The organism is Heliophilum fasciatum (assembly GCF_004341395.1).
Taxonomy (GTDB): Bacteria; Bacillota; Desulfitobacteriia; order Heliobacteriales; family Heliobacteriaceae; genus Heliophilum; species Heliophilum fasciatum.
The window spans coordinates 1-24,974 of record NZ_SLXT01000010.1 but is presented as its reverse complement, the minus strand read 5'-3'; the positions used below and the strand labels follow the sequence as shown (position 1 = coordinate 24,974).

General features: G+C 52.7%; 24 protein-coding genes, 1 tRNA gene and 1 rRNA gene. 1 reads left to right on the top strand and 25 read right to left on the bottom strand.

The window, feature by feature from the left end:
• Positions 1 to 61 precede the first annotated feature (61 nt).
• From EDD73_RS06960 to EDD73_RS06860, 21 genes are all read right to left on the bottom strand, one after another.
• Positions 62 to 826 carry a tRNA threonylcarbamoyladenosine dehydratase gene (locus EDD73_RS06960; RefSeq protein ID WP_131919068.1) on the bottom strand — a complete coding sequence of 255 codons (765 nt, stop codon included), beginning with the start codon at positions 824 to 826 and terminating at the stop codon, positions 62 to 64.
• A 2-nt stretch (positions 827 to 828) separates the two neighbouring features.
• On the bottom strand, positions 829 to 2,634 hold the full coding sequence (gene aspS, locus EDD73_RS06955; protein ID WP_131919067.1) for an aspartate--tRNA ligase: 1,806 nt from the start codon (positions 2,632 to 2,634) through the stop codon (positions 829 to 831).
• 113 nt (positions 2,635 to 2,747) lie between these two features.
• Positions 2,748 to 4,028 carry a histidine--tRNA ligase gene (hisS, locus tag EDD73_RS06950; protein ID WP_131919066.1) on the bottom strand — a complete coding sequence of 427 codons (1,281 nt, stop codon included), beginning with the start codon at positions 4,026 to 4,028 and terminating at the stop codon, positions 2,748 to 2,750.
• Entirely contained in the window at positions 4,028 to 5,452 is a 1,425-nt protein-coding gene (hemZ, locus tag EDD73_RS06945; protein ID WP_165876366.1) for a coproporphyrinogen dehydrogenase HemZ, read from the bottom strand. The genes hisS and hemZ overlap by 1 nt, the downstream gene beginning before the upstream one ends.
• 44 nt (positions 5,453 to 5,496) lie before the next feature.
• Positions 5,497 to 6,123, bottom strand: a complete 627-nt coding sequence (locus EDD73_RS06940) for an MBL fold metallo-hydrolase (RefSeq protein WP_131919064.1) — start codon at positions 6,121 to 6,123, stop codon at positions 5,497 to 5,499.
• Between the two features lie 31 nt (positions 6,124 to 6,154).
• On the bottom strand, positions 6,155 to 8,347 hold the full coding sequence (locus EDD73_RS06935; RefSeq protein ID WP_131919063.1) for a RelA/SpoT family protein: 2,193 nt from the start codon (positions 8,345 to 8,347) through the stop codon (positions 6,155 to 6,157).
• 25 nt (positions 8,348 to 8,372) lie between these two features.
• Positions 8,373 to 10,928, bottom strand: coding sequence for a single-stranded-DNA-specific exonuclease RecJ (gene recJ / locus EDD73_RS06930; protein WP_131919062.1), 2,556 nt, complete (start codon positions 10,926 to 10,928; stop codon positions 8,373 to 8,375).
• A 108-nt stretch (positions 10,929 to 11,036) separates the two neighbouring features.
• Positions 11,037 to 11,921, bottom strand: coding sequence for a protein translocase subunit SecF (gene secF, locus EDD73_RS06925; protein WP_131919061.1), 885 nt, complete (start codon positions 11,919 to 11,921; stop codon positions 11,037 to 11,039).
• A 14-nt stretch (positions 11,922 to 11,935) separates the two neighbouring features.
• On the bottom strand, positions 11,936 to 13,147 hold the full coding sequence (secD, locus tag EDD73_RS06920; RefSeq protein ID WP_243116827.1) for a protein translocase subunit SecD: 1,212 nt from the start codon (positions 13,145 to 13,147) through the stop codon (positions 11,936 to 11,938).
• A 137-nt stretch (positions 13,148 to 13,284) separates the two neighbouring features.
• Positions 13,285 to 13,494, bottom strand: a complete 210-nt coding sequence (locus tag EDD73_RS06915) for an aspartyl-phosphate phosphatase Spo0E family protein (RefSeq protein ID WP_131919060.1) — start codon at positions 13,492 to 13,494, stop codon at positions 13,285 to 13,287.
• A gap of 205 nt (positions 13,495 to 13,699) precedes the next feature.
• Positions 13,700 to 13,966 (bottom strand): preprotein translocase subunit YajC, encoded by a 267-nt coding sequence (gene yajC / locus EDD73_RS06910; protein ID WP_131919059.1) that lies wholly within the window; start codon positions 13,964 to 13,966, stop codon positions 13,700 to 13,702.
• Positions 13,967 to 14,048: 82 nt separating this feature from the next.
• The gene (gene tgt / locus EDD73_RS06905) at positions 14,049 to 15,170 is read right to left on the bottom strand and encodes a tRNA guanosine(34) transglycosylase Tgt (protein ID WP_131919058.1); all 1,122 of its coding nucleotides are present in this window, start codon (positions 15,168 to 15,170) and stop codon (positions 14,049 to 14,051) included.
• Between the two features lie 56 nt (positions 15,171 to 15,226).
• Positions 15,227 to 16,261, bottom strand: coding sequence for a tRNA preQ1(34) S-adenosylmethionine ribosyltransferase-isomerase QueA (queA, locus tag EDD73_RS06900; RefSeq protein WP_131919057.1), 1,035 nt, complete (start codon positions 16,259 to 16,261; stop codon positions 15,227 to 15,229).
• Positions 16,252 to 17,712: a SpoIID/LytB domain-containing protein gene (locus EDD73_RS06895; RefSeq protein ID WP_165876365.1), complete on the bottom strand. Its 1,461-nt coding sequence runs from the start codon at positions 17,710 to 17,712 to the stop codon at positions 16,252 to 16,254. The genes queA and EDD73_RS06895 overlap by 10 nt, the downstream gene beginning before the upstream one ends.
• Positions 17,713 to 17,811: 99 nt before the next feature.
• The gene (locus EDD73_RS06890) at positions 17,812 to 18,003 is read right to left on the bottom strand and encodes an anti-sigma factor domain-containing protein (RefSeq protein ID WP_165876364.1); all 192 of its coding nucleotides are present in this window, start codon (positions 18,001 to 18,003) and stop codon (positions 17,812 to 17,814) included.
• 24 nt (positions 18,004 to 18,027) lie between these two features.
• Entirely contained in the window at positions 18,028 to 18,783 is a 756-nt protein-coding gene (gene sigI, locus EDD73_RS06885; protein ID WP_131919054.1) for an RNA polymerase sigma factor SigI, read from the bottom strand.
• A gap of 38 nt (positions 18,784 to 18,821) precedes the next feature.
• Positions 18,822 to 19,400, bottom strand: coding sequence for an epoxyqueuosine reductase QueH (locus tag EDD73_RS06880; protein WP_131919053.1), 579 nt, complete (start codon positions 19,398 to 19,400; stop codon positions 18,822 to 18,824).
• Between the two features lie 41 nt (positions 19,401 to 19,441).
• Positions 19,442 to 20,536 (bottom strand): Holliday junction branch migration DNA helicase RuvB, encoded by a 1,095-nt coding sequence (gene ruvB, locus EDD73_RS06875; RefSeq protein ID WP_131919052.1) that lies wholly within the window; start codon positions 20,534 to 20,536, stop codon positions 19,442 to 19,444.
• Between the two features lie 25 nt (positions 20,537 to 20,561).
• Positions 20,562 to 21,371 (bottom strand): Holliday junction branch migration protein RuvA, encoded by an 810-nt coding sequence (gene ruvA / locus EDD73_RS06870; RefSeq protein WP_131919051.1) that lies wholly within the window; start codon positions 21,369 to 21,371, stop codon positions 20,562 to 20,564.
• Positions 21,368 to 21,856: a crossover junction endodeoxyribonuclease RuvC gene (gene ruvC / locus EDD73_RS06865; RefSeq protein ID WP_131919050.1), complete on the bottom strand. Its 489-nt coding sequence runs from the start codon at positions 21,854 to 21,856 to the stop codon at positions 21,368 to 21,370. Before ruvC ends, ruvA begins: the two co-directional genes overlap by 4 nt.
• Positions 21,857 to 21,879: 23 nt before the next feature.
• Entirely contained in the window at positions 21,880 to 22,515 is a 636-nt protein-coding gene (locus tag EDD73_RS06860; protein WP_131919049.1) for a hypothetical protein, read from the bottom strand.
• A 188-nt stretch (positions 22,516 to 22,703) separates the two neighbouring features.
• Between EDD73_RS06860 and EDD73_RS06855 the strand changes: the two genes are divergently transcribed.
• The gene (locus EDD73_RS06855; protein ID WP_131919048.1) at positions 22,704 to 23,180 is read left to right on the top strand and encodes an Lrp/AsnC family transcriptional regulator; all 477 of its coding nucleotides are present in this window, start codon (positions 22,704 to 22,706) and stop codon (positions 23,178 to 23,180) included.
• Positions 23,181 to 23,284: 104 nt separating this feature from the next.
• Here the strand turns inward: EDD73_RS06855 and EDD73_RS06850 are convergent, their stop codons facing one another.
• The 4 genes from EDD73_RS06850 to EDD73_RS06840 all read right to left on the bottom strand — a co-directional run.
• Complete coding sequence (locus EDD73_RS06850) at positions 23,285 to 24,052, bottom strand: YebC/PmpR family DNA-binding transcriptional regulator (RefSeq protein ID WP_131919047.1); 768 nt, start codon at positions 24,050 to 24,052, stop codon at positions 23,285 to 23,287.
• 117 nt (positions 24,053 to 24,169) lie between these two features.
• Positions 24,170 to 24,334, bottom strand: coding sequence for a hypothetical protein (locus EDD73_RS14845; protein ID WP_165876363.1), 165 nt, complete (start codon positions 24,332 to 24,334; stop codon positions 24,170 to 24,172).
• 306 nt (positions 24,335 to 24,640) lie between these two features.
• Positions 24,641 to 24,716 (bottom strand) — tRNA-Met (locus EDD73_RS06845).
• 162 nt (positions 24,717 to 24,878) lie between these two features.
• Positions 24,879 to 24,974: ribosomal RNA gene (locus tag EDD73_RS06840) — 23S ribosomal RNA — on the bottom strand; the annotation flags it as partial.

Genomic DNA, 24,974 nt, shown 5'->3' with positions numbered 1-24,974 from the left:
CCAGATTATACCCTTGCAGGGTATCCAATTTTATTATAGCGTTGCCTTTTTTTGCTGTCAACTAGCGCGTGGCTAAAAGTTGGCGTACCACTTCAGCTGCGAGCAACATTCCCGCCACCGGCGGCACAAAGGAAATACTCCCGGGAATTTGCCGTTTGCGCGCGCAGGCTGCACCAAAAGGATGACTGGCCGGCGGACAAACGCAACCGGTGCCGCAAGCGGCCTGGCCTTGGATTTTTACCGGCGGTTCGGTGGAGCAAACGACAGGCAACTTGTCGATACCGCGCTTACGCAATTCCTTGCGCATCACCCTGGCTAGGGGATCGATGGTTGTGGCGTAAATATCGGTCACTTGCAAGCGCGTAGGATCCAGTTTATTCCCAGTTCCGAGCGCCGAGATCACCGGTACACCAACGGCTTTGGCCCGCTCGATGATCGCCAGTTTTCCCCGTACTGTGTCGATGGCATCGACGACATAATCCAGATCGGCTTCGATGATCGCCGGTCCTTCTTCCACGCCGTAAAACTGCTGCCAAAGCGTCAGTTCGATGGCGGGGTTGATGTCGCGCACGCGGGCGGCCATGGCATGAATTTTTTCTTGCCCTACGGTGGAGTGTAGCGCATGGATCTGGCGGTTAATGTTGGTCAAGCAGATCTGATCGTGGTCAACCAGTACCAGATGACCAACACCGCTGCGGGCCAGCGCTTCGACCGTATACGAGCCGACACCGCCGAGACCAAAGACGGCCACTTTCGCCCCGGCTAAGCGCGCCAATCCGTCTTGACCGATCAACAAGGCTGTTCGTGAATAGATATGCTCGCTCATCCCTAGGCCTTGCTCATCGGTTTTTTGGCGGGAATGTCCACTTTGATCGACAGTTCACGCAGTTGTCGCGGTGCTACCACGGAAGGAGCATCGACCATCATATCGGCCGCCGACTGCGTTTTCGGGAAGGCAATGACGTCGCGGATCGTTTCCCGGCCGGTCATCAGCATGATCAGGCGATCGAGACCAAAGGCGATGCCGCCGTGGGGAGGGGTGCCGAATTCGAAGGCGTCAAGCAAGTAACCGAATTTGTCCCGGGACTCTTCCGGGCTGAGGCCGAGGAGAGCGAACATTTTTTCTTGAATATCGCGGCGATAAATGCGCAGGGAGCCTCCGCCTAGTTCTACCCCGTTGAGCACCAGGTCATACGCTTTGGCCCGCACCTGACCAGGATTGCTTTCCAGCAAGTGCAGATCTTCATCTTTGGGTGCCGTGAAGGGGTGGTGAATGGCGACATAGCGCCCTTCTTCGGCATCGTATTCGAGCAGCGGGAAGTCGACGACCCAAGCGAATTCCAGTTGCTCCGCGTCAATCAAGTTCAAGCGGCGCGCCAACTCCAAGCGCAATGCACCAAGAGCCGCAGCGACCACTTCGGGCCGGTCAGCCACAAACAGCAACAAGTCACCGGTCTGGGCATCTAACTGCGTCAGCAGCGCCTGCAGTTGTGCTTCGGTGAAGAACTTAGCGATAGGCGATTTGGGGCCTTCCGCCGTCATTTGAATATACGCCAGGCCTTTGGCGCCGTAGATAGCGGCAACCTTGGTCAATTCGTCAATCTCTTTGCGGGAAAAATGAGCGCACCCTTTGGCATTGATCGCTTTGACCTGACCGCCGGCTTTGACCACGCTGGCAAAAACTTTGAACTCTACGTCTTGGACTTGCTCGGCCACATCAACCAGGGGCAGATCAAAACGCAGATCGGGCTTGTCCGAGCCATAGCGGTTCATCGCTTCGGCGTAGGTGATGCGGCGGAAAGGCCGTTCGAGCTTCTTGCCCAGCACTTCTTCGAAGATCTGAGCGACCATTGCTTCCATCATGGGCAGGAGCTCTTCCATCTCCACAAAGGACATCTCGATATCAAGCTGAGTAAACTCGGGCTGCCGGTCGGCGCGCAGGTCTTCATCACGGAAGCAGCGGACGATCTGGAAGTACCGTTCCATACCAGCCACCATCGTCAGTTGTTTGTACAACTGCGGCGACTGGGGCAGGGCAAAAAATTCACCGGGATGAACGCGGCTCGGCACGAGATAATCACGGGCACCTTCCGGCGAAGATTTGGTCAGCATCGGTGTTTCGATCTCGATGAACCCTTGCCGATCAAGATAATCGCGCATCACCTTGGCCGTTTTATGACGAATGATCAAGTTCTTTTGCATTTCCGGACGGCGCAAATCAAGATAGCGGTACTTTAAGCGCACCATTTCATCGACATCGACACCATCTTCGATGTAAAAAGGCGGTGTCTTGGCGGCGTTGAGAATCCGCAATTCACGGACGGCGATTTCGATCTCGCCGGTCGGCAAGTTGGCATTGACCGTTCCTTCCGGCCGTGAGCGCACAGAGCCCGTTACAGCCAGTACATACTCATTGCGTGCGGCTTCCGCTTTACGGAAGGCATCGGCGTCCAGGTCTTCGCTAAAAACGATCTGAACCAGGCCGGAGCGGTCCCGCAAGTCAATAAAGATCAGGCCGCCATGGTCACGACGGCGCTGTACCCAGCCCATGACGGTTACGGTTTCGCCGATATGTTGGGCGCGCAAGCTAGCGCAAGCATGGGTTCGTTTCATCCCGGTCATCATTTCAACCATGATTTGGATTCTCCTCGTTTCTTGTTTTCCTGTTGCTTATTGTACCACAATTTGCCCAATTATCACGCATCACCTGGGAGGTGCTGCCGACCTTGACAAAATCCACGGTTAAACTACACCGACATCGGTGGCTCCGCCGTTCCGCAGAGGTGCGCGATCACGCTGTCCAGGGGCACTGTTTGCTGTTCACTGGTGCTCATCGTGCGCAGGACAACTACGCCTTGGGCCAGTTCGCTTTCGCCGATGATCATGACGCGCGGCACGTGAAAACGATCGGCTGTTTTCATCTGCGCTTTCAGCGAACGCCCTTGATAGTCCATCTCTACGGTCATGCCCCGTTGGCGAAGTTCTTGCATCAGGCGAAAAGCCACGGCCGCTGTGCCGGCCCCTGCCGTAGCGATAAACAAATCGCGTTGCTCTTGATCATCGTCAGCCAGCAAGCCCTGGTTTTCCATCGTCAACAGCACACGCTCCAAGCCCAAGCCAAAACCGATGCCCGGCGTCGTTGGGCCGCCTAAGGTCTCAACCAGTTGATCATAGCGTCCGCCGCCACCGATCGACGACTGGGCACCGATCTGACGGGAAACGATTTCAAAGGCCGTCTTGGTGTAGTAATCGAGACCGCGTACCAACCGATCATCCAGGGTGTAGGTCACGCCGGCGCTATCGAGCAAGGTTTTGACTTCGTTGAAGTGATCGGCACAATCAGTGCAAAGATACTCCACCGTCGTCGGCGCCCCTTGCGACAGCTCCTGGCAGCGCTCGTTCTTACAGTCCAAAATACGCATGGGATTTTTCTCAAAGCGCTTTTGGCAATCGGAGCAAAGCTCACCCACTTTGGGGGCCAGGAACTGCTGCAGGGCTTCACGATGGCCGGGCCGGCAAGTTGGGCAGCCGATCGAGTTTAACAACAGTTCCAGATCCGTCAAGCCCAGACGCCCGTAAAAGTCCATGGCCATGGCCATCACTTCAGCATCGACGCGCGCGCTGGCAGAACCAAATACTTCGATGCCAAACTGATGGAATTGGCGAAGGCGCCCGGCTTGCGGCCGGCCAAAGCGAAACATGGGGCCCACATAATACAGCTTGACCGGCAGCGGCCCGGCGTATAGTTTGTGTTCCAACAGTGCCCGCACCGTGGGGGCCGTTCCTTCCGGGCGCAAGGTCAATTCCCGCCCGCCTCGATCCGTAAAATCATAAGTTTCTTTTTGTACGATATCGGTCGTTTCACCGACGCCGCGATGAAAAACTTCACTATGCTCAAAAATCGGTGTGCGAATTTCTTCAAAACCATACTCACGCGTGATCTGGCGAATGACGGCCTCTACTTTGTGCCACTGTTTGGTCTGTTTCGGCAGCAGGTCTTTGACACCACGCGGTGCTCCTGTAATCATCAGGCTTCCTCCATTTGTGCGACTTTGCGTTGAATCATTTCATCGAGCCGCTTGATATATTCCAGGGGATCTTTCGGGTTATAACGATTTTCGGTCAACTCACCGGAAGAAGGATCAATCCATTTGGACGCGGCACCGACGCCAAGGCCCCAAATGGTCTGACGCTCTTCCATCATCATGACGTTATATAAACACTCTTGACCGGGCAAGGCATAACCGACGTTTTCCAAGTTACCGAGCATACGCTTTTGCCGGTAAAGATAGTACGGCTCCAGTTGCATCGACGCAACCGCATCTTGGCATACCCGGGCCATCGCCGTCACTTCATCGGCTTCCGGAAAGTGCCACTCCGCTTTTTCCATGGTTAAGCGCGACGCACGCTTGATCGCCAGGGTGTGGACGGTGATATTTTCCGGCCGCAACTTGGCAATCTCCGCCATAGTGAATGCAACTGTCGCTGCTGTTTCTCCCGGCAAACCAAGGATCACGTCCATGTTCAGCACGGGAATCCCGGCCTGGCGCACCATTGCTACGGCTTGCTTGATTTGTTCTGCCGTATGGTGGCGGCCAATGCGCTGTAGCGTCGTTTCTTCCATCGTCTGCGGATTAATGCTGACACGGGTTACTTGATGAGCCTGCATCACCGCCATTTTGGCTTCATCGAGGGTATCGGGCCGACCGGCTTCCACGGTCACTTCAACAGTTGCCTCACTCCGCAGCGCCTCGTTAACCTGGCCGAGCAACCGCGCCAGTTGTTCACTTGTCAATACGGTCGGTGTGCCCCCACCGATGTAAATATGCTGCACCGTACGGCCCGTTCGTGCCAGCGCCGCACCAACGGCAGCGATTTCCCGTTCCAGTCCCGCCAAGACCGGCTCTACCCAGCGGTGATGTTTACTTAGATCATAGCCGGGAAAAGAGCAGTACAAACAGCGGGTCGGACAAAAAGGAATGGCGATATAGATGCCGACGGCTTGCGGTTGCGCCGTACTCTTAGCAAAAAGCAGGCGCTGCCGCTGGGCGACCTGCAGCAATAAGTCGGCCTTAGCCGGTGCCACTGCATAGGCTTCTTGCAGCAAACGATCGATCGTCTCTACCGATTGCCCTTGATCAAGGGCGCGATGAACGATCTTGGTCGGTCGTACTCCCGTCAAGATGCCCCACTCGCCGGGCACGGCGCCGTAGCACTGGACCAAAGCGCGCAAAAAGGCCAGCTTGATCAGCCGGCGTCGGTGATTGTCTTTTTGCTCATCGTGAACCTGGCCCGGTTCGGCCGAACCGGTACCGATGTGGGTCCCATCGGCAACGGTCACCATGATGGTTTCACCCGGGTTTTCTTCCTGTACGGTCACCACCACCTGCGCCGGTTGCTCCGGCGATACAAAACGGCCGTCAGGGAGAAACAGCCACAAAATCTCTTGCAATACCAATCCTTGATCGAGTGGCAGCCCATGAAGGTGAACGTTACTCATCGACTTGCGAGAAAGGGATTGGCAACAGCTTCATGGCCGATCGTAGTGGACGGCCCATGACCGGGGTAAACAACCGTCTCGGCCGGTAAGGTCAGTAACTTTTGCCGGATGGAATTGATCAACGTGGGATAAGAACCGCCCGGCAGATCGGTGCGCCCAACCGATTCTTCAAATAAGGTATCACCGGCGAAAAGCACAGCCGGTGCATATAAGCAGATGCCACCCCGCGTATGTCCCGGTGTGTGAAGAACCGTAAATTGCAGTGTTCCGGCCGTAATCGTGTCCCCATCGGCCAGTTCCCGGGCAGCAGCAGGACTTTCCAAAGGCGGTCCCATATAAACCGATAAGTTCTTCGCCGGTGTGGTCAACATCGGCGCATCGTCGCTGTGACAAAGTAACGGTGCCCCTGTCGCCGCTTGAACCGCTTTGTTAGCGCCGATATGGTCGGCGTGGCCATGGGTATTGACAATCGCGACCACCTTCGCTTTTTGCTCCTCAATCCATGCGACGATACGCTGGCCCTCGTCGCCGGGATCGATCAGGATGGCCTCTTTTGTTTCCGGACACATGGCCAGGTAACTGTTAGTTTGCAACGCCCCTACTTCCAAATTACGAATGATCATCGCTTCTTATCGTCTCCTTCTCGCTTCCAACTCACGATTTTTCCGGTTTGGTGCTGGGCGTCAAGCGCCGCACTTCAAAGACATCGCGCACTCGGCTGATCTTATCCATGATGTAGTTGAGATGATTTTGATCACGAATCTCGATCACCATATTGATCATGGCCATTTTATTGCGCGTCTGCCGGGAGTAGATATTATTGATCGGTGTTTTCGTTTCGGCTATCGCTTGCATCACATCGATGGTCAAGCGGTCCCGATTCAGTGCCGCGATTTCTAATTCCACTTGATAGGTGGCCCGTGCTTGAATATCCCAGACCACTTCGACCATACGCTGTTTTTCTTCTTCGTTCAGGTTCACCAAATTGGTGCAATCCTGGCGGTGAATCGAGACACCGCGGCCCCGTGTAATATAACCAATGATCGGATCGCCCGGCAAGGGTGTACAGCAACGGGAAAAGCGAATCAGCACATTATCAACACCGCGTACGCGCACACCTTGGGCCGGCTTGCCAAAGCCGGAAAAGGTCGTCGTTCCCGGCTCTACCGGTTCCGGTTCTTTAAACTTATGCTCTTTGCGCAGTTCATCGCATAACCGCTGAAAAATTTGCCCCGCTGTTACGGTACCGTCGCCGATCGTAAAAAACACATCGTCACCGCTCTGCAAGTTAAGCCGCTTGGCGATCTCTTGCATGCGATCGTTTTTGATCACTTCATCGGGCTGCATGTTGTTTTTCTTGATTTCTTTTTCCAGCAGTTCCTGGCCACGCTCGACCAGTTCTTCTCGTTTTTCTTTCTTGAACCACGAGCGAATCCGGTTGCGGGCATTGGACGTCTTGACGATGTTGAGCCAGTCCTTGGAGGGACCTGGCACGGTCTTGGTCATGATTTCAATGATTTCGCCGTTAGTCAGACGATAATCGAGGGGTACAATGCGGCTGTTGACCTTGGCACCGACGTAACGATGACCGACGTTAGAGTGAATCCGATAAGCAAAATCGATCGGGGTGGAACCGGCCGGCAGTTCGATCACATCGCCTTTGGGGGTAAAGACAAAGACGGCATCGGAGAAGAACTCCATTTTGAGCAGTTCCATAAAGGTCTGCGTATCTTTTTGATCCGATTGCCATTCCAGCAGCTGGCGCAGCCAAGCTAACTTTTCTTCAAAGTCCTTGCCCTGCACTTTGCCGCCTTCTTTGTATTTCCAGTGAGCGGCAATACCGAAATCGGCCGTCCGGTGCATTTCGTGGGTGCGAATCTGCACTTCAAAAGGTTCCCCACCGGGACCGACTAAGGTGGTATGCAGCGACTGGTACATATTGCTCTTGGGTGTAGCGATATAGTCTTTGAAGCGCATCGGAATCGGTTTCCACAGCGTGTGGATGATACCCAGCGCCCCATAGCAGTCGCGTACGGAGTCAACAATGACGCGCACGGCAATCAAATCATAGATCTCGGAAAGATCCTTTTTCTGCGCTACCATCTTGCGGTAAATGGAATAAAAGTGTTTAGGGCGCCCGGAGATCTCCGCTTTGACCCCCACGTCGGTCAGTTTTTCCCGTAAGTACGCAATAATTTCGTTAATGCGGGACTCCCGTTCCTGCCGTTTGGTGTCAATGCGCCGCACCAGATCATAATACATTTCCGGCTCCAAGTAGCGCAGCGACAGATCTTCCAGTTCCCACTTGACGCGGGAAATCCCCAGGCGGTTCGCCAGCGGCGCATAAAGCTCAATGGTTTCCTCAGCGATTTTGCGCTGCTTTTCCGGGGTTTGATGTTTTAAGGTGCGCATATTGTGCAAGCGGTCAGCCAGTTTGATCAAAATGACCCGGATATCTTTGGCCATGGCCAAAAACATCTTACGCAGGCTTTCCACTTGTTGCTCTTGTTTTGAACTGAACTGCAAACGGCTTAACTTGGTCACGCCATCAACAAGCAACGCCACTTCCGGGGAAAACACTCGTTCAATCTCTTCGATGGTCACTGATGTATCTTCAACGACATCATGCAACAAGCCGGCGGCGATGGTCGCTACATCCAATTCCAATTCAGCCAGAATAAAAGCGCAAGCCATCGGATGAAAGATGTAGGGCTCTCCGGATTTACGCATTTGCCCGCTATGGGCTTCTTCAGCGTATTGATAGGCTCGGCGCACAAATTCTAAATCGTCAGCACTATGATCATAACTTTGTATGCGCTTTAATAATTGTCCCAGTGTAGCCTGCATCTGCTCACCCCATATTCGAATGATTTTATGCTCCTACTTTTGCCTGCATTGCGGCCCAGCAAACCTTTTCGGCTTGCAGTGCGCAAAATGTCGGCGAAAGGGTTAAGTCTCGCTTGCTTTGCCCGTCCCAACGAACCGACGGAGGCTGCCGGAAATCACCGTTCCAATCGATCAGTTCAATCTCCTGAAAAATCTGCAGCGCATTGCACAAATCGTTGATTTCTCGGATCGCAAAATCACACATCAATCGTTGTTGACACTTGGGCCAGTTGCCCTGATCAGTTTCACGGATCGTCTTCCATAAAGACAATAAGGTTGTCCGCTCCCAATAGATCGGCGGTGCAAAAGGCCAGGTATGTTTGCCTTGCCGTTGCTGCGCAAGCCGATCCTGCTCCCGATAGTAAATCAAACCGCTTTGCTGTAAACCTGCAGGAATGATCGCATTGACCCTTCCCAGTTCCAATGGATAGGCCGCGATGATCAAGTTTTTTTCGGGTACTGTGCCCCCCATGCTGTTCCACCTATCGTATTCATGGGCAGCCACGATGGTGATCGCCGGTCCCGATGTAGCCGATTCGATGGTGCTTTGCACAACCCAACCGGGCATATAGGCTTGCAAGTACCGCTGCAACCAGTAGGTACGTGAAGGAAAGGGGTTAAGCACCCAAATGTGCCCGACATTCTGCGGCAGCCAATCCGCCCAGGTCGCACGAAAAAAATCAGGCGCCGCTTGTCCGGTTTGAATTCGCTCGCCTCGGGCAAGCTGACTACGAAAAGTTACATCGGTTGCTCGCGGCAGCAGCGCCGGTGCCGAGGGACGTACATCGCGCAGCACACACTGAATTTCCCGGCGCCCGCGATACTCGTTAATTTCCAGGGTAAAGCATGTATCGACCCTGCTCCCCGGCATCAACTGTTCATTGCCTTGCCAGCGAAAGCCGATCGCCGTAACCGGAGCGGCTAAGCCATCGCCGCCCAGATGCAACCGTAAATGCTGTTTGTCGGCGCCTAGCCGCTGCTGCTGAAGCAAGGCAGCCTGGCGCAACGCAAAGATCGGCGCCGGGTTGCCAATGCCAAAGGGCGCCAACCGGTTAATTTCCTGGGCTAGTTCCAGCGTCATATCCGGCAAATCCAGCATCGCATCAATGGCGATCTTTTTGCGCAGTAATTCCGGCGTCATTGCCGCCTGTGCAAAGGCCTCAATAAGGAAACGGAACTGAGCCAGTTGCTCTCGTCGCAAGGAGAATCCACCGGCCATCGGGTGTCCCCCGTATTTCTCCAGGGCCGCAGCGGCGGCGGCCAAGGATTGATAGACATCATATCCGGCAATGCCGCGGGCCGATCCTTTGATCCCGCCATCGCTATCGATCGACAGTACATAAGCAGGACGATGATATTTCTCGACCAGTCGGGAAGCGACGATGCCGATCACACCGGAATGCCATCCTTCCCCGTCGACAATTAAACAAAGGGGCAATTCGCCGGCTTGTTCGATCTTGGCACAGGCTTGATCAAAGATTTCTTTTTCTATCTGCTGGCGTTGACTGTTTTCGTGCTGTAAGACTTCGGCGATACGCATCGCTTGCTGCGGATCGGCCGTGGTCATTAATTCCACCGCCACGCGCGCATCGCCAATTCGACCGGCCGCATTGATCCGCGGGGCCAACAAGAACCCCACTTGTCCCGTGCTGACGCCCCGCGCCGGCTCAAGGCCTACGACCGTCATTAATGCCTGCAGTCCGGAGCGTTGGGTCTGCGCCAACCGCTTAAGACCATGGCAGGTCAGAATGCGATTATCACCTTCTAAAGGCACAATATCGGCTACCGTACCCAGGGCGACCAGATCTAATGTGGCAAAAGCCACTTGATCGCCGTCATTGCGACCTAGCTGTTCCCGTGCCACGGCTTGGCCGAGCTTAAAGGCAATACCGACACCGGACAGGTACAAGGACTCTGCCGGCCCGCCGCCACATTTGGGATTGATCACCGCATCGGCCGGCGGCAGTTGCTCTCCCGGTTGATGATGATCGGTGATGATCACCTGCCAGCCTGCTGCTTTGGCTTCCGTCACTTCAACCATATTGGATATACCACAGTCCACGGTGATCAATAACCGACATCCTTGCTCCCAGGCCTTTTGCAGGGGATCACGGTGAAGTCCGTACCCTTCCTCCATCCGCCGCGGCACCACATAGGACACCTGCTCGAAGCCAAGATCGCTGAGGATATGGTACAAAACCGCACAAGCCGTTGTGCCGTCCACGTCGTAGTCACCGTAAATAAGAATCCCTTCACCCCGTTGCCGGGCAGCCAGGATCAACGTTACCGCTTCCTCCATGCCCGGCAGCAAGGCAGGATCGCTTAAGCTGTCTAAGGGACTGTCTAAGAACCGTCTTGCGTCTTCAACGGTGCACCGACGGCGGCGCACCAGTAAAAGGGCAAGTACCGGTGACAGTCCCAACTGCTCCGCTAACTCTTGGGCAGTTTGTTGTTCCTTCGTTTCATCCAGCAAAAATTCATCACAGCGCCAGTGCCATAGTGGATCGGATGGTGGGGAGTTACTTCTTGTTACATTATTCAAGTATTACACACTCCGCTATCGGCTGTCCCAATTTTTAGCCTTATTGTACCATATCCGATGCAAACAAAAAGCACTCCAGCAAGCTGGAATGCTTTTTTCATGTCAAAATCAGACGGCGTTCGTTTTTGCTTTGACCCGTTGTGCTTTTTCCCAAAGCTTAAAGTCCAACCAAAGCTGGCTGGCGTTGAAGATGGAAGAGCAACCACCGAGCACCACGCCGATCAACATGGCCAGGGTAAAAACGCGAATCGTCTCACCGCCAAAGACCAGCAGTGCGCCAAGGACGAAGACAACCGTCAACACCGTATTGATCGAGCGGGTCATCGTTTCCAGAACGGAGCGGTTGACCAGATCTTCTAAGGCTTCGTCGCGTTTTTTCCGCTGCAAGTTCTCGCGGATCCGGTCGAAAATGACGATCGTGTCGTGAATGCAATAACCGATAACCGTCAGAATGGCCGCCACAAAGGAACCGTCAATTTCAATTTGAAAGATGGAATAGATTCCGGTGGTGATCAACACAACCGAAAACAACGACAGAATCCCGGCAATAGCAAACTTAAATTCAAAGCGATAGGTCATGTAGCCGACAATGGCCAGCATGGCCATACCCAAGGCGAGTAAAGCGTTCGTAGCCAACTCTTTACCGATGACCGGACCTACGTTTTCATCGCGCAGGAGTTCGATTTTGCCAAACTGACCGCGCATCGACTCCATGATTTGATTCAACTTATCCTGTTCCAAGCTGACCGTTCGGATCAGCACGTTGTTATTCTCGGAAAGTTGAATATAGGATGAAGCGCCCAATTGATACTGATCGAGAACGGTGCGGATTTTGGCCACATCCGGTTGCTGCTCCATTTGGATCTGCAGCAGTGACCCGCCTCGGAAGTCAATCCCCATGTTTAACCCTTGCAGCATTAAGGAAATCAAGCCGGGGATCAGCAACAAGAGCACGATGCCGTACCAGATCTTACGTCGTCCAACGATGTTCATCTGCTCTTCCTCCTTTATGCCCCGTAAAGTTTCGAATTGTTAAAAAGACCGCTGGAATGGGTCAGGCGCAGCAGATAGTGGGTAAATGTGATCGCGGTAAATAAGCTGGCCAACACACCGATCCCCAAGGTGACCGCAAAACCTTTGATTGTGCCGTGGCCCAGGAAGAACAACACAGCTACGGCAATCAAGCTGGTTACGTTAGAATCGACAACGGGATGCATGGCCCGGTTGAAACCGTCTTCAATGGCCACACGCAAGGTTTTGCCGCGGCGCAATTCTTCCTTGAGCCGTTCGTAAATGATGACGTTCGCATCGACGGCCATCCCGATGGACAAGAGAAAACCGGCGATCCCCGGCAAGGTCAGCGTCGCCTTGAGCAGCGTCAAAGCTCCGAGCACAATCACAGAATAAAGCACCAGCGAAATGACGGCGACCACACCGGGCAGTCGATAATAGGCAACCATAAAAGCGAAAATCAAGCCAATACCGATCATCCCGGCAATTTTGCTTTTTTCCAAACTGTCAGCACCCAAGGTCGGCCCAACGGTGCGTTTTTCTACAATCTCCATTTTGACGGGCAACGCACCGGAGTTCAGCAACATGGCAATGTTACGTGCTTCTTCTAAATTACTGTAGCCGGTAATGCTGGCTTGTCCGGTGAGAATCGGTTCATTGACCCGGGGATTTTGCAACAAGTCGTTATCAAGAAAGATACCGATTTGTTTGCCCACATTAGCTTGCGTTGCATCAGCAAACTTTTTGGTCCCTTCCGCCGTCATCTCCAAGAGAACTTCCGGCTGGTTGTTCCGTGGGCTAAGGGCTTCCTTAGCTTTTTTCAGGTCTTTGCCTTCGACAACAACCGTACCGTCGGCGGTGCGGAACGTCAGCAAGGCTGTCCGGCCGATCAGATTGATCGCTTCTTCAGGGTTTTGTACACCCGGCAGTTCAATCACTAAGCGGTTATTGCCTTGGGGTTGAATGATCGGCTCAGTTACACCCAGACCATTGACCCGTTGTTCCATAACCGACTGGACTTGGAGAATCTGCTCCCGCGTAACTTCCGGTCCTCCAGGCGTTTCGACAGCCTGCAATACGACGTGCAAACCGCCTTGCAAATCCAACCCGAGTTTAATGGACTTGCTAATCGGGTTGTAACTGAGAGCCGCCGCAACGACCACGAGAAGAATCATGGCCACTAATTGAAGCGTTTTTTTTGTGTTCAATCTACTGCCTCCTCGTGTTTTTCCCACATTATTTATCTATATTCTATCTATTTTTACAAACAGACAGCCAATCATGATTATACTGTCCCTATTTAAATCTTGTCAAACTAAAGAAAATGGCAACAAAAAACCGCTGGCTATCTGCACAGCGGCCACGGTTGATAGTCGGGAAAATCTAACTCAAGTTGCTGATTCAAGCGCATGTACGTAACGATCAAGCGATCAAGTTCACAGGACTTGCGATAAATTGCCCCGGTAGTCAACCCTGTTTCGCTACTGGAGCGAAACATTTGATCTAATTCTTTGCGTTTGCGTTCAATCCTCCGCTTGAGTGTTTGGCAGTTCACGCCCTGACCCTCCTGATCTCATAAGTTCTACAGAATTATGGTTTTGGATTTCTACGAAATCCCTATAGGTCCATTATTCGACTCTAATTCCCATTCTCCTGCTTATAATGTAATCTTTTTGGAAAATCAGTGAAAAAATCTGGCGATTATCTTTGTTATTGCCAAAATATGTCACGCGGAGTAGTTTTACCGTTGCACGCTTGATTTATTCGTCGTCTTCAATTTTACGGACAACCGCTGTCCGTGACATTTCAATGATTACGCCTTCGGCAAATTTCACCAGCATGCGATCTTCACCGATAAAAGTGATTTCACCAAACATGCCGGCTGCCGAAAGAATTTTGTCCCCAACGCGAAGGTTGTCGATCATTTCTTTGTGCTTTTTACCAGCTTGTTGTTGCGGCCGGATGGCCAGAAAATAAAAACCGACGGTAATGACGACCATGTAGAGAATCAACCAACCAGAACCCATGCTTTCTTTTCCTCCTTAATTTCTTCGGGATCACGGGAGTGGATAGCGTCTTTTATGACGTACCTCCTCTCTCATTTCGACTCTATTCCTGGGATTCCTGCCCATAACGCGCCAGAAAGCTCTTTTTGAAAGCCACAAATGACCCATCAATGATCGCCTGGCGCATATCGCGCATCAGTTGCAGCAACATGTGCAGGTTATGCATCGTCAACAAGCGGTACGCCAAGATCTCCTCCGCTTTATAAAGATGACGCAGATAGGCACGGCTGTAATTCCGGCAAGTAGAGCAACTGCAATTGGGATCAAGCGGTTCAAAATCCCGGGCATACTGGGCGTTGCGAATCACGACCTTACCGGTGGAAGTCATGGCCAGGCCGTTGCGGGCAACCCTTGTCGGCAGCACGCAATCAAACATATCTACACCACGGGCAACGCCTTCCAAAAGACAGTCGGGGCTGCCGACGCCCATCAAATACCGTGGCTTGTTGGCAGGGAGTTCCGGGACGGTCACATCGAGCATTTCATACATTAACGGTTTCGGTTCCCCCACGCTTAACCCGCCGATACCATAGCCGGGAAAGTCCATTTCGACAAAACGTTGGGCGCTTTCACGGCGCAAGTCCGCATACATACCGCCTTGGGTGATACCGAATAAAGCTTGGCCCTCGCGGTGATGGGCTTGCTGGCAGCGACGGGCCCAGCGCAGCGTCACATCGAGCGAATTGCGGGCATACTCCCAGGTGCTGGGGTGCGGCGGGCATTCATCAAAAGCCATGATGATATCAGCGCCAAGATCCATTTGAATCTGCATGACTTTTTCCGGTGAGAAAAAGTGCTGCGATCCGTCTATATGGCTTTTAAACGAAACGCCCTCTTCCGTAATCTTACGTAACGGCCCTAAGCTAAATACTTGAAAACCGCCGGAATCGGTCAAAATCCCACGGGGCCAGTTCATGAACCGATGGAGCCCGCCGGCTTCTTTGACCAGCGCTTCCCCAGGGCGCATGTAGAGATGGTACGTGTTGGATAAGATGATTTCCGCACCAAGATCCTGCAATTCTTCCGGCGTCATCGTCTTGACCGTCGCTTGTGTGCCTACAGGCATAAAGATCGGGGTCTTAAAGGTACCCCGCGGCGTATGCAACAACCCGGCCCGTGCCCCCGTTTCCGGACATTGGGCAATTAATTCATATCGTACTGACACTTGTGCTTCTCCTCAACTCTCTTTAACGGCTCCATCAACAGCTAGATCACGTAAACTTACCGTATGAACATGGCATCACCGAAGCTGAAAAAGCGGTAGTCTGCAGCAATCGCTTGCTGATAGGCATTCAGCACCGCTTCCCTTCCGGCTAATGCGGAAATTAACATCAGCAAGGTTGATTTCGGCAGATGAAAATTTGTAATCAGCCCGTCGATCGCCTGGAATGTGTATCCCGGATAGATAAAAATATCGGTCCATCCGGAAGCGGCAATGATCTTGCCTGAATGTTGACTGGCGACCGTTTCTAAGGTCCGCGTTACTGTCGTCCCAACGGCGATGACCCGGCGCCCCTCTTGCCGGGCACGATTGATCCGCTCAGCAGCGTCCGCTTCGATCTGATAAAATTCCGCATGCATGACATGTTCGTCGATCCTCTCCGCCTGTACCGGTCGGAACGTCCCTAGCCCGACATGCAACAGGACCGAGGTGATCTCCACGCCGCGGGCCGCTAACGCTTCCAGCAATTCCGGTGTAAAATGCAATCCCGCCGTTGGCGCCGCCGCCGAACCGCGTTCCCGGGCATAGACCGTTTGATAGCGCTCAGCCTGTTCCGGCGGTAAGGCTTGCACGATATAAGGCGGCAGGGGCATCTGACCGATCTCATCGAGCAGCGGCGCCAAGTCACCTGCATAGCGCAGCTTGACACGGCGCCCGCCAAAGGCGGTCGTGCCGATCACGTCTGCATGCAAACGCCCATCAGCAAAAATAATCGTACTGCCCGGTTTTAGACGCCGTCCCGGACGCACCAGCACATCCCAGCAATCGTTGCCTTGGGGCGTCAGCAAAACCATTTCCACCGCTACATCAGTACCGGCTTTTTGGCCGTAAAGCCGTGCCGGGAGCACACGGCTACGGTTGAGCACCAGCACATCACCGCGCTGTAATTCCTCCAGCAAATCACGAAATTGCTTGTGCTCTACCGTTCCGTCCCGGCGATCCAGGATCATTAACTTGGAGGCATCACGGGGTTCGATCGGATATTGGGCAATTGCTTCCGGCGGTAAGTGGTAATCAAAAAGTGCTACTTCCATGGGTTACTCGCTGCTCCTGTTATGCGCAACCGCCCTTGCAGACTGTTGCCATTGTAATAATGGTGAAGAATATCTATGTAGGTTTTTCCGTTCTTGGCCATGCCCATGGCCCCCCACTGGCTCATCCCTACGCCATGACCATACCCGTTGCCGGTAATCGTCAAATTGCCGGCGGCGGCATGAATCGTCGCGTTCAGCGGCGAACCGGTCGGGTGGCTAGTTGAGTTGCCGGCTGGGTTGCCGTTCAGTGCCGCCATACCGCCACTATGGATCACTGCGCCGGTTGCACCGACCGTCACCGGACCACCGGCACCTAGCACCGTCACCGGTACCGCGATAGGTACGGCCACCCCGGTACTGTTGATGGCGCTCCAAGTTGCGCTGCTTGTTGCGCTTTGGTTCCCCGTCGGATTCGCCGGCAGACCCCAATAAAGGGACGGTGTATTAAAGATCGCGCCGATCTGGCTGCGCCCAATCGTCAAGGTACTTTTCGTTCCCACCAGTTCCGCACGCATGACTCGTCCGGCCGGACTGACACTGGTCACTTTCACCGCCGTCACCGTACCGAGATCACTGCCGGTTACAGCCCGCGCTTTTTGGCTCAATTGATCAACGGAAAGAGTTTTGTTCCAACGATAGGCCAGGGCGGTTTGCGCGCTCAGCACCTCCGCATAGCTGTCCGTTGGTGACTCCACACTGCGCAAGTAGGGAACATCATTGGTCCAGACATTGACGGCGGACTCGGTTCGCCCACCGGCATTCGAGTGAAACAATGCTTCAATCACTTGCCCATCCATGGTGAGCACTTGTCCTCGGGTCTGTTGAACCGCCGCAATAATTTGCGGTTGTTCCGCTTCTACGCCCCGGTAGACTTGGCTTAAGGTCGTATTGGATACGTCATAGCGATAGGACGTACGCCGTGCACACTGGTAGAGGACGTAACTGCGGGAAGCCACCGCCTGCGCTTTCAACGCTTCCGGTGGTGCGCTGTAGCCCATCTCCATACCGACCACACCGGCAAGATATTGCTCAACATCGACAACGTTGATCATTGCCATCGTCGGCGTACTTTTGTCGAGCAGCGGCACAAGGCGAAGGTCTCCCCGGTATTTTTTACCGTTAACCTCAAAAATATGCTCACCGGTACCAACAGCTTCCAACGTCAATGTACCGGTCGCAGCCGGAACGGTTTGCGGTCCCGTGACGGTAATGGTTTTACCGCGCAAGATGCCCTTCCAGATCGTCCCGTCACCAGCATTCGTCGTGACCCGCGCTTCATCGCTCCAGCGATAAGTGCCGCTGACGACGCGCACTTCCACTTGATTTGCTTCATCCAAAAGCACACGGACACTGGTGCTTAATGCTTCTGCCGTACTCAGCCGAAACAGAAAAAATAGGCCGAGCACAGTGGCGATCACTGCACCCCACCTGCGATCCTCTCGTCTGATCATTATTCCATTGCCCACCTCCATGCTCAAATTTCGACATGAACCGTCCCATTCCTTTTCTTACATAAAAAACAGGAGAAGCGAGCGCTTCTCCTGCTGCGATCATCCAAGCGGTTCTCCATCCTGTTCTGCTTTCTTTGTCAGGGTCAAGGTAGGTGGTTCTTCTGTTACCTGCATCAAGTCACCCACTTCTGGCACCTCGCCGTCAATGGGCTGCCGCCGGAATTCACCGTCCGGCATTAATACTACGGCTTCATTGGCATGAACCTCCATCACCAATCCGTATCGCCCCACTAGACCGCCCCTGCCTTTCATAGCTTAGGCCTTGTCTATATATGCTTTTAAGAAATCGAGCTTCTCCATGAAGAGCACCGCAACGGCGATAATGTATTTGCGTTGTCGTTCCATGGTTTTGCGGCTTACTCCCACTTCGCGCTCCAAAGCCTTAAGCGGTAACGTCCCTTTGAGCTTTAAATAATCCCGATGTCTTGGTGTTTCAGCTACCAAGCGTGCAACCTGAATCGCCCGCCGCCGTGCATCTTCGTGCTTCGGCGAACAGCGAACCAGTTCTTGAAAGCTGATCCCGTACTCTTGAAGCAAGCGATTGTATTCCACGATCTCCGCCCGCCGATCGGACGCTTCTTTTTCGGCATAGAAGAACTGCGTCGCTTGCTGATTCTCTAAGTGATTGACCGCTTCGTCGCTGCCATCTTCATCATAATGATCAAAAGCGGAAAGGGGAATCATTTTTTGCGCTTTAGATTCCTTACGAAAATAATCAATCAAGCGGCGCCGGATCACCGTTTCCGCAAACGATAAAAAGGAAATCCCTTTTTCTTCACGATAATTGGTAATTGCCTCGTTAAAAGCAATTAAGGCGATGCTCGCTTCATCATCACTGCCTAAGCGCACAAAGCGCTTGCTGATCGATGATGACACACGCAGAATAAAAGGTGTGTACTTCTTGATTAACAGGTTACGTGTAGCGTCATCTCCCCCCTGAGCCCGACTAAGAAGGAGTCCTGATTCTTGGAACCGCGATGATGTCACCGTCGTGCGAGTTGAGTGTTCCAAAAAATTCACCTTCTTAATTAAATATGGTTCGGTTTGATTCACACCTTTATAGGGGTGCGTCGTTCTGCCGGTGCTCCTTTGCCTCCCGGTGGACGATAGTACCGTTCTTGCTCACTGTAGATGCATCCACAGTAGGGCTGCCGGTACAAACCCAGTTCCCGGGCCGCTTGTTGCCCTTGGCGAAAAGACGGACGAAAGTCACGCGCAATGAATGGAATCCCATAGGCTTGGGCAACTTGATTACCGATCACAACGATCTGATCCTGATTTTGATAAGGACTGACCAACAACGTCGTGGAAAAGCCATCAAGCCCCATCGACCGGGCTTGGGCAGCCGTGCGTTCCAAACGTACCTGATAACAAAAAGCACAGCGCTCTTCCGGTCGTTCGGCTACGTTGCGCAAAAACATGGCCAGTTCATATTCTTCTTCCACAATTAACGGTAGATCAATCGTCGGCGCATAAGCTTCCAGCGTTTCTTTGCGTCGACGAAATTCCATGTACGGATGAATATTCGGGTTATAGTAATAAGCAGTTACCGTCATACCTTCTTGGCGTAAACCATCAACAACGGCTATACTACAGGGTGCACAGCAAGTATGCAATAGGATATGCATGGAATCAACCTCGCTTTCCGGCTCCCGCTACCTACGAATTGTTACGATTCGTCCACAAATAAGCGCGGCTGTTTGCCATCAGGTAACTCATCTTCCCCGCCCCGTGGCAGTGCCGTAGGCAGCAGTGCCGCCGGTACCGACAAGTCCATGTGCTGACAAGCAGCAATCGTCGCCATGCGTCCGCGCGGTGTGCGATTAACAAATCCTAATTGCATCAGATAGGGTTCAACCACATCTTCGACCGTATCGACAGACTCGCTGATCGCCGCCGCTAAGGTTTCCACACCGACCGGGCCACCGGCAAACTTATGAATTAAGGCATGCAAAAAACGCCGGTCCGTATGATCCAGCCCCAGGGGATCGACCTCTAAGCGCTGCAGCGACTGGTGCGCCACTTTGGCCGTGATCACACCATCAGCGAGAATCTGGGCATAATCGCGGACGCGTTTGAGCAAGCGGTTGGCAATCCGCGGCGTTCCACGAGCTCGTAGCGCAATCTCATAAGCACCTTCCCGTTCGATGGGCACCTGAAGGATCGACGCGGCCCGCACCACAATCACTTCCAGTTCCTCCGGTCGATAATATTCCAGGCGATGAATCACGCCAAAACGATCGCGCAACGGCGATGTGAGCATCCCGGCGCGGGTTGTTGCTCCCACCAAGGTAAAGCGCGGTAGGTCGATGCGAATGGAGCGAGCTGACGGCCCTTTGCCGATAACGATATCCAAACAGAAATCTTCCATCGCCGGATAAAGCACTTCTTCGACAGCGCGGTTTAAGCGATGTATTTCATCGATAAACAGCACATCTTGTGGCTGCAAGTTCGTCAAAATGGCAGCCAGATCACCGGCTCGTTCAATGGCCGGTCCCGACGTCACCCGCAATTGTACACCTAATTCATTGGCGATGATCTGGGCCAGCGTCGTTTTTCCTAACCCCGGCGGGCCATAGAGCAACACGTGGTCAAGTGACTCTTTGCGTTTCAGCGCCGCCTGGATAAACACGGTCAGATTCTCTTTTAATTTGTCTTGCCCGATATACTCCCGCAGCGCCCGAGGGCGTAAACTAAGTTCACTTTCTTGGTCTTCGCGCATCGATGTTGCTGCAAGCAGGCGTTCGGCTTGTTCATCGCTCATGTCGTTGTTCCCTCACCTTTTCGCATCACAATCGCGCCAAACCCTTCAAGGCCACGCGCACCCATTCACCGACGTCGGCATCGCGCTCCACGTGATGAGATGCTTCTACGACGGCATCACGGGCTTCGTTGAGGGAATAGCCTAACGCTTGCAAGGCAGCCATCGCTTCTTCCCGTTGATCGCGCTTGCGTTTGATCGGGATATTTTCTTCGGCAAGCTTTTTGGTGCGACCGGACATCCGCTTGGACGACGGCGCTTCGGACGGTTGGCCCTTCTCCGCTTCGGTCGCTTGGCCGGCTGCTACTTGTCCAGTAGTTGCTTGTCCGGTTGCCGTTTGTCCGGTTATCACTTCTGACTGCGGCTCTGCGGCTTGATTCAAAAGCACCGGTGTTGCCGTCCGGTACGTCTCTACCCAAACAGGCCGAACGCCTTGCTTGAGCAACCGGTCACGCAATTCAATGACCAGACGCTGCGCTGTTCGTTTGCCAATACCGGGCACACGGGTCAAACTTAAATAATCTTCCGCGATGATCACTCGCTGCAAGTCTTGCGCCGAAAAGGTCGACATTAACGCCAGTCCCACTTTCGGGCCAACACCGCTCACTTCCAGCAGCCAGCGGAACAACGCCAGATCTTCTTCATTAAGAAAACCAAAAAGCTGCGCTTGATCTTCCCGTACATAGTAATGAGTATGAAGCAAAATCTCTTGCCCTTGCCGTGGTAATTGTCGTAACAATGTGTTGGGTATATACACATGGTACCCGATCCCGCCTACTTCAAGCAAGAGACAATCTTCTCCACTTCCGACCCAGCGCCCGCGCAAAAACGCGATCATCGCCACACCGCCTCTCCGGCCAAGCTGTGGGCACAGCAAATCGCTACCGCCAAGGCATCGGCTACATCGTCCGGCTTCGGAACCGCCGGTAATGCTAACAACATGCGCACCATCTCCTGCACTTGTTTTTTATCGGCTCGTCCATAACCGGTAACGGCTTGTTTGACTTGTCCCGGTGTGTATTCCCGCACAGGGATGTTACAGCGCGCTGCTGATAAGATGGCCACACCGCGGGCTTGCCCAACCGTTAAGGCTGTCGTCACGTTCCGGTTAAAAAAAAGCTCTTCTATCGCTACACGCTCCGGTTGATACATAGCAATAATCTGGTCCAATCCGTTGGCGATCGTCACCAAACGCTCCGGCATCGGCGTGCCTGCTTCGGTAGTAACGGCACCAAAGGCAACCGCTGATAAGCGATTGCCTTCGCACCGGATCACACCGTACCCGCAAATGGCCGTACCGGGATCAATCCCTAAAATAATCAGCGTGCCTCCCCCTTTTATTGTGCTTAATCTTCCTGGGAAAACGCCCTTTGATCGGCTACGTGCGGCCTTCCCACAGTGGCACCCATCTGGATTAATTCTTCTTCGCTGGCAATCTCTAATGTTCCCGCTTCCACACGTTGCCGCAAACCCGGTGGCAACTGGTGTAGTTCGATCTTCGTCAGCCGATCAATACCACCGTTGATCCCGGGCGGACCGATGATGATCGCCACCACTCCGTTAGCCACACCGGCATGGCGCCGCAAGGCATCCTGCGGCGAAAGCCCGTCTACCGTGCGCACAAGTACCAGGCGTCCCGGTAGCATGGTACATTGCCAACTTCCTTGCTCGGGAAAGCGCTGCAATAATTGTCGAACCGTATAGCCTGTCCATTTTTCCGGTTGCGGTAATCGTTCCACTTGGACATGTTGACTCATCCGATACTCCGTACGCAGTTCAATCACCGTACCGGGCGTAATTCGTTCATTATAGATATCACGAGGGTCACTGGTAGTCTCTTTTACGGCAACCCATTTATCGTAGGCGATAACCCCTAAATAGGTCAAGGTAAAAGAAGATAAAAACAGGAATACCAATAAGATAAGGATCGACGCCCACCCCATATCCGACACCATGGCTCCTTGACGCATCGACTTCCCCATGAACTCACCTGCTCAAAAATTAAGTAACAAAGACAAAGATATTTACTTCTATAGGCTTGCCATCACATGCATTTTTGAGACAAATCCAGAATTTTTATTGTCGAATTACAGTTATCCTTGACTTTTTCAAAAAATTTTTATATATTCGAATCAGTTATGGAGAGGATGGGCAAGGAGGCCAGAATCGTATGTATGATTCCATCGATTCAAAAATTCTACAACTGCTGCAGCGTAACGGTAGGGTTACGCAAACCGAATTGGCAGCAATGGTGGGACTGTCATCCCCTGCCGTTGCCGAACGGATCAAGAAGTTGGAGGAAAGAGGGGTCATTCAAGGCTTTCAAGCGCGGCTTAATCCATCCGCTTTGAACCTGGGCCTAACGGCCTTTGTCTCACTCCGTGTCGACCAACTCAGTTCCATTCCCGCATTTCTTGAATTCATCAATCGCATTCCCAATGTTCTTGAATGTCATCGTGTTACCGGCGAAGATGGCTTTTTGCTCAAGATTCGAGTGAAAGACATGCATGAGCTCGAATCCGTACTTATTCAGCGCATTCTTACGCTGCCCGGTGTCAGTCACAGCCGCACGTCGATCGCCTTGTCGACAGCCAAAGAGGAAACCGTTTTGCCGCTTCCGCAAGTTGCCGCATACGAAGCAGTTTAATCGATACAGCAAAATACAGCCTAGATCAAAGTAAAAAAAGCAGGTGCTCATTTAATGAGCCCTGCTTTTTTTATCGATGAGTTTTTTATCGATGAGCTAAATTTCTAGAGGTCAAGTTGTTCCAGTAAGGCCTCATCAATATCGAAATTTGAATAAGCGGCCTGTACATCATCATGCTCTTCGAGAATCTCCATCAGGCGCAGCAATTTAGTGGCCTGATCCTGATCAGTGATCATGATGGTATTTTGCGGGACTAAGGTAACTTCCGCCGAAGCAATGGGCATACCGGCTTCGGCCAGTGCAGCACGCACCGTCTCCAGTTCTTCCGGTGCCGTGAGCACTTCCACTGCATCCGGTGACGAAGTCACATCAAGCGCACCGGCTTCCAAGGCAACCAGCAATACTTCTTCTTCATCAACAGACTTCCCAGTTTCCTCGTCTGCTTCCATGGTGATTACGCCTTTTGTCTCGAACATCCATCCGACACAGCCCGTCTCGCCAAGATTGCCACCATACTTGGAGAAGAGATGGCGGATCTCACCGGCCGTGCGATTGCGATTATCGGTCATCGCATGAATCATTACAGCGGCGCCACCGGCACCATAGCCTTCGTAAGTCAGTTCTTCGTATTGAGCGCCGTCACCACCGCCACTGCCTCGCTGGATGGCCCGTTGAATATTTTCATTGGGCAAATTGCCTTCCTTGGCTTTTTGGATAGCTATTTTTAAGCGAAAATTGGCATTGGGATCAGGTCCCCCTTGCCGCACCGCACACAGGATTTCACGACTTAACTTTGTATATGCTTTGCCTTTTTGCGCGTCAACTTTTGCTTTCTTATGCTTGATATTCGCCCACTTGGAATGTCCTGCCATGATGGTCCCCCTTTGGTCTGACTTTTTCGGTTCTAGTATTTTAACATAATCACAACGTTAATACTACTCAGATTCCAGTGGAGATAAACGGGCAGAAAAAAACCCCCTTAAAGGGGGTTAGGAAAAGCAATATTGACGAATATCGTCGATCAATTGGCCACTGGCGAGTTCAACAATCGCGTATTGACGATCAGGTTCTAGCCGGAAATCTCGCAAACTCCCAAAGTCAGCAAACTGGTATTGCACCTCTTCTCCTTCAACCCATGTCAATAAAACATCCATTGTTGATTCTCCCCTCAAATACTCTCTCGCGTTTGTTTTCGTTTTCGTTTTTGTTATTCTGTATACAGTACACTATGTTATGCACATTATAACGGGGGTATTACCGGCGGGCAAGGGGGATCCAGGGAATTAACAATCTTGTGTGGGTTCGGAACAAAGTGATAACAACATAGAGATAACCAATCGTCGGAAACATCAAACAAAGTGCTAAGATAAAGTTTTTTCTCAAGTACCTGGCATTTTGATACTCTCTTTTATCAATAATAAAAAAAGAGAAGGACTTATGCCTTCTCTTTGTCTGCTTTTTGGTTGCGGGGACAGGACTCGAACCTGTGACCTTCGGGTTATGAGCCCGACGAGCTACCAACTGCTCCACCCCGCGACAATGGCCTGATATTCAATTTGTCAAGCCCGGAACATTCCTGCGACCCTCTGCTCCCTGAAAACTGCACAGTCATTTTAGTGAGTGATGAATTATCCTGCGGATGTAAGGAAGTTCGTCGCCCTCGCCATCCGGGCGGTGACGAACGACCTCACGTCCTGTGAGGTCAAGACCTCGACTGATTCGTACCCGTCCACTAAACACCTCGCGGTGCGTACATGCCGGGCCGATCGACCAGATCGTCTTTCTGGAGTCTTA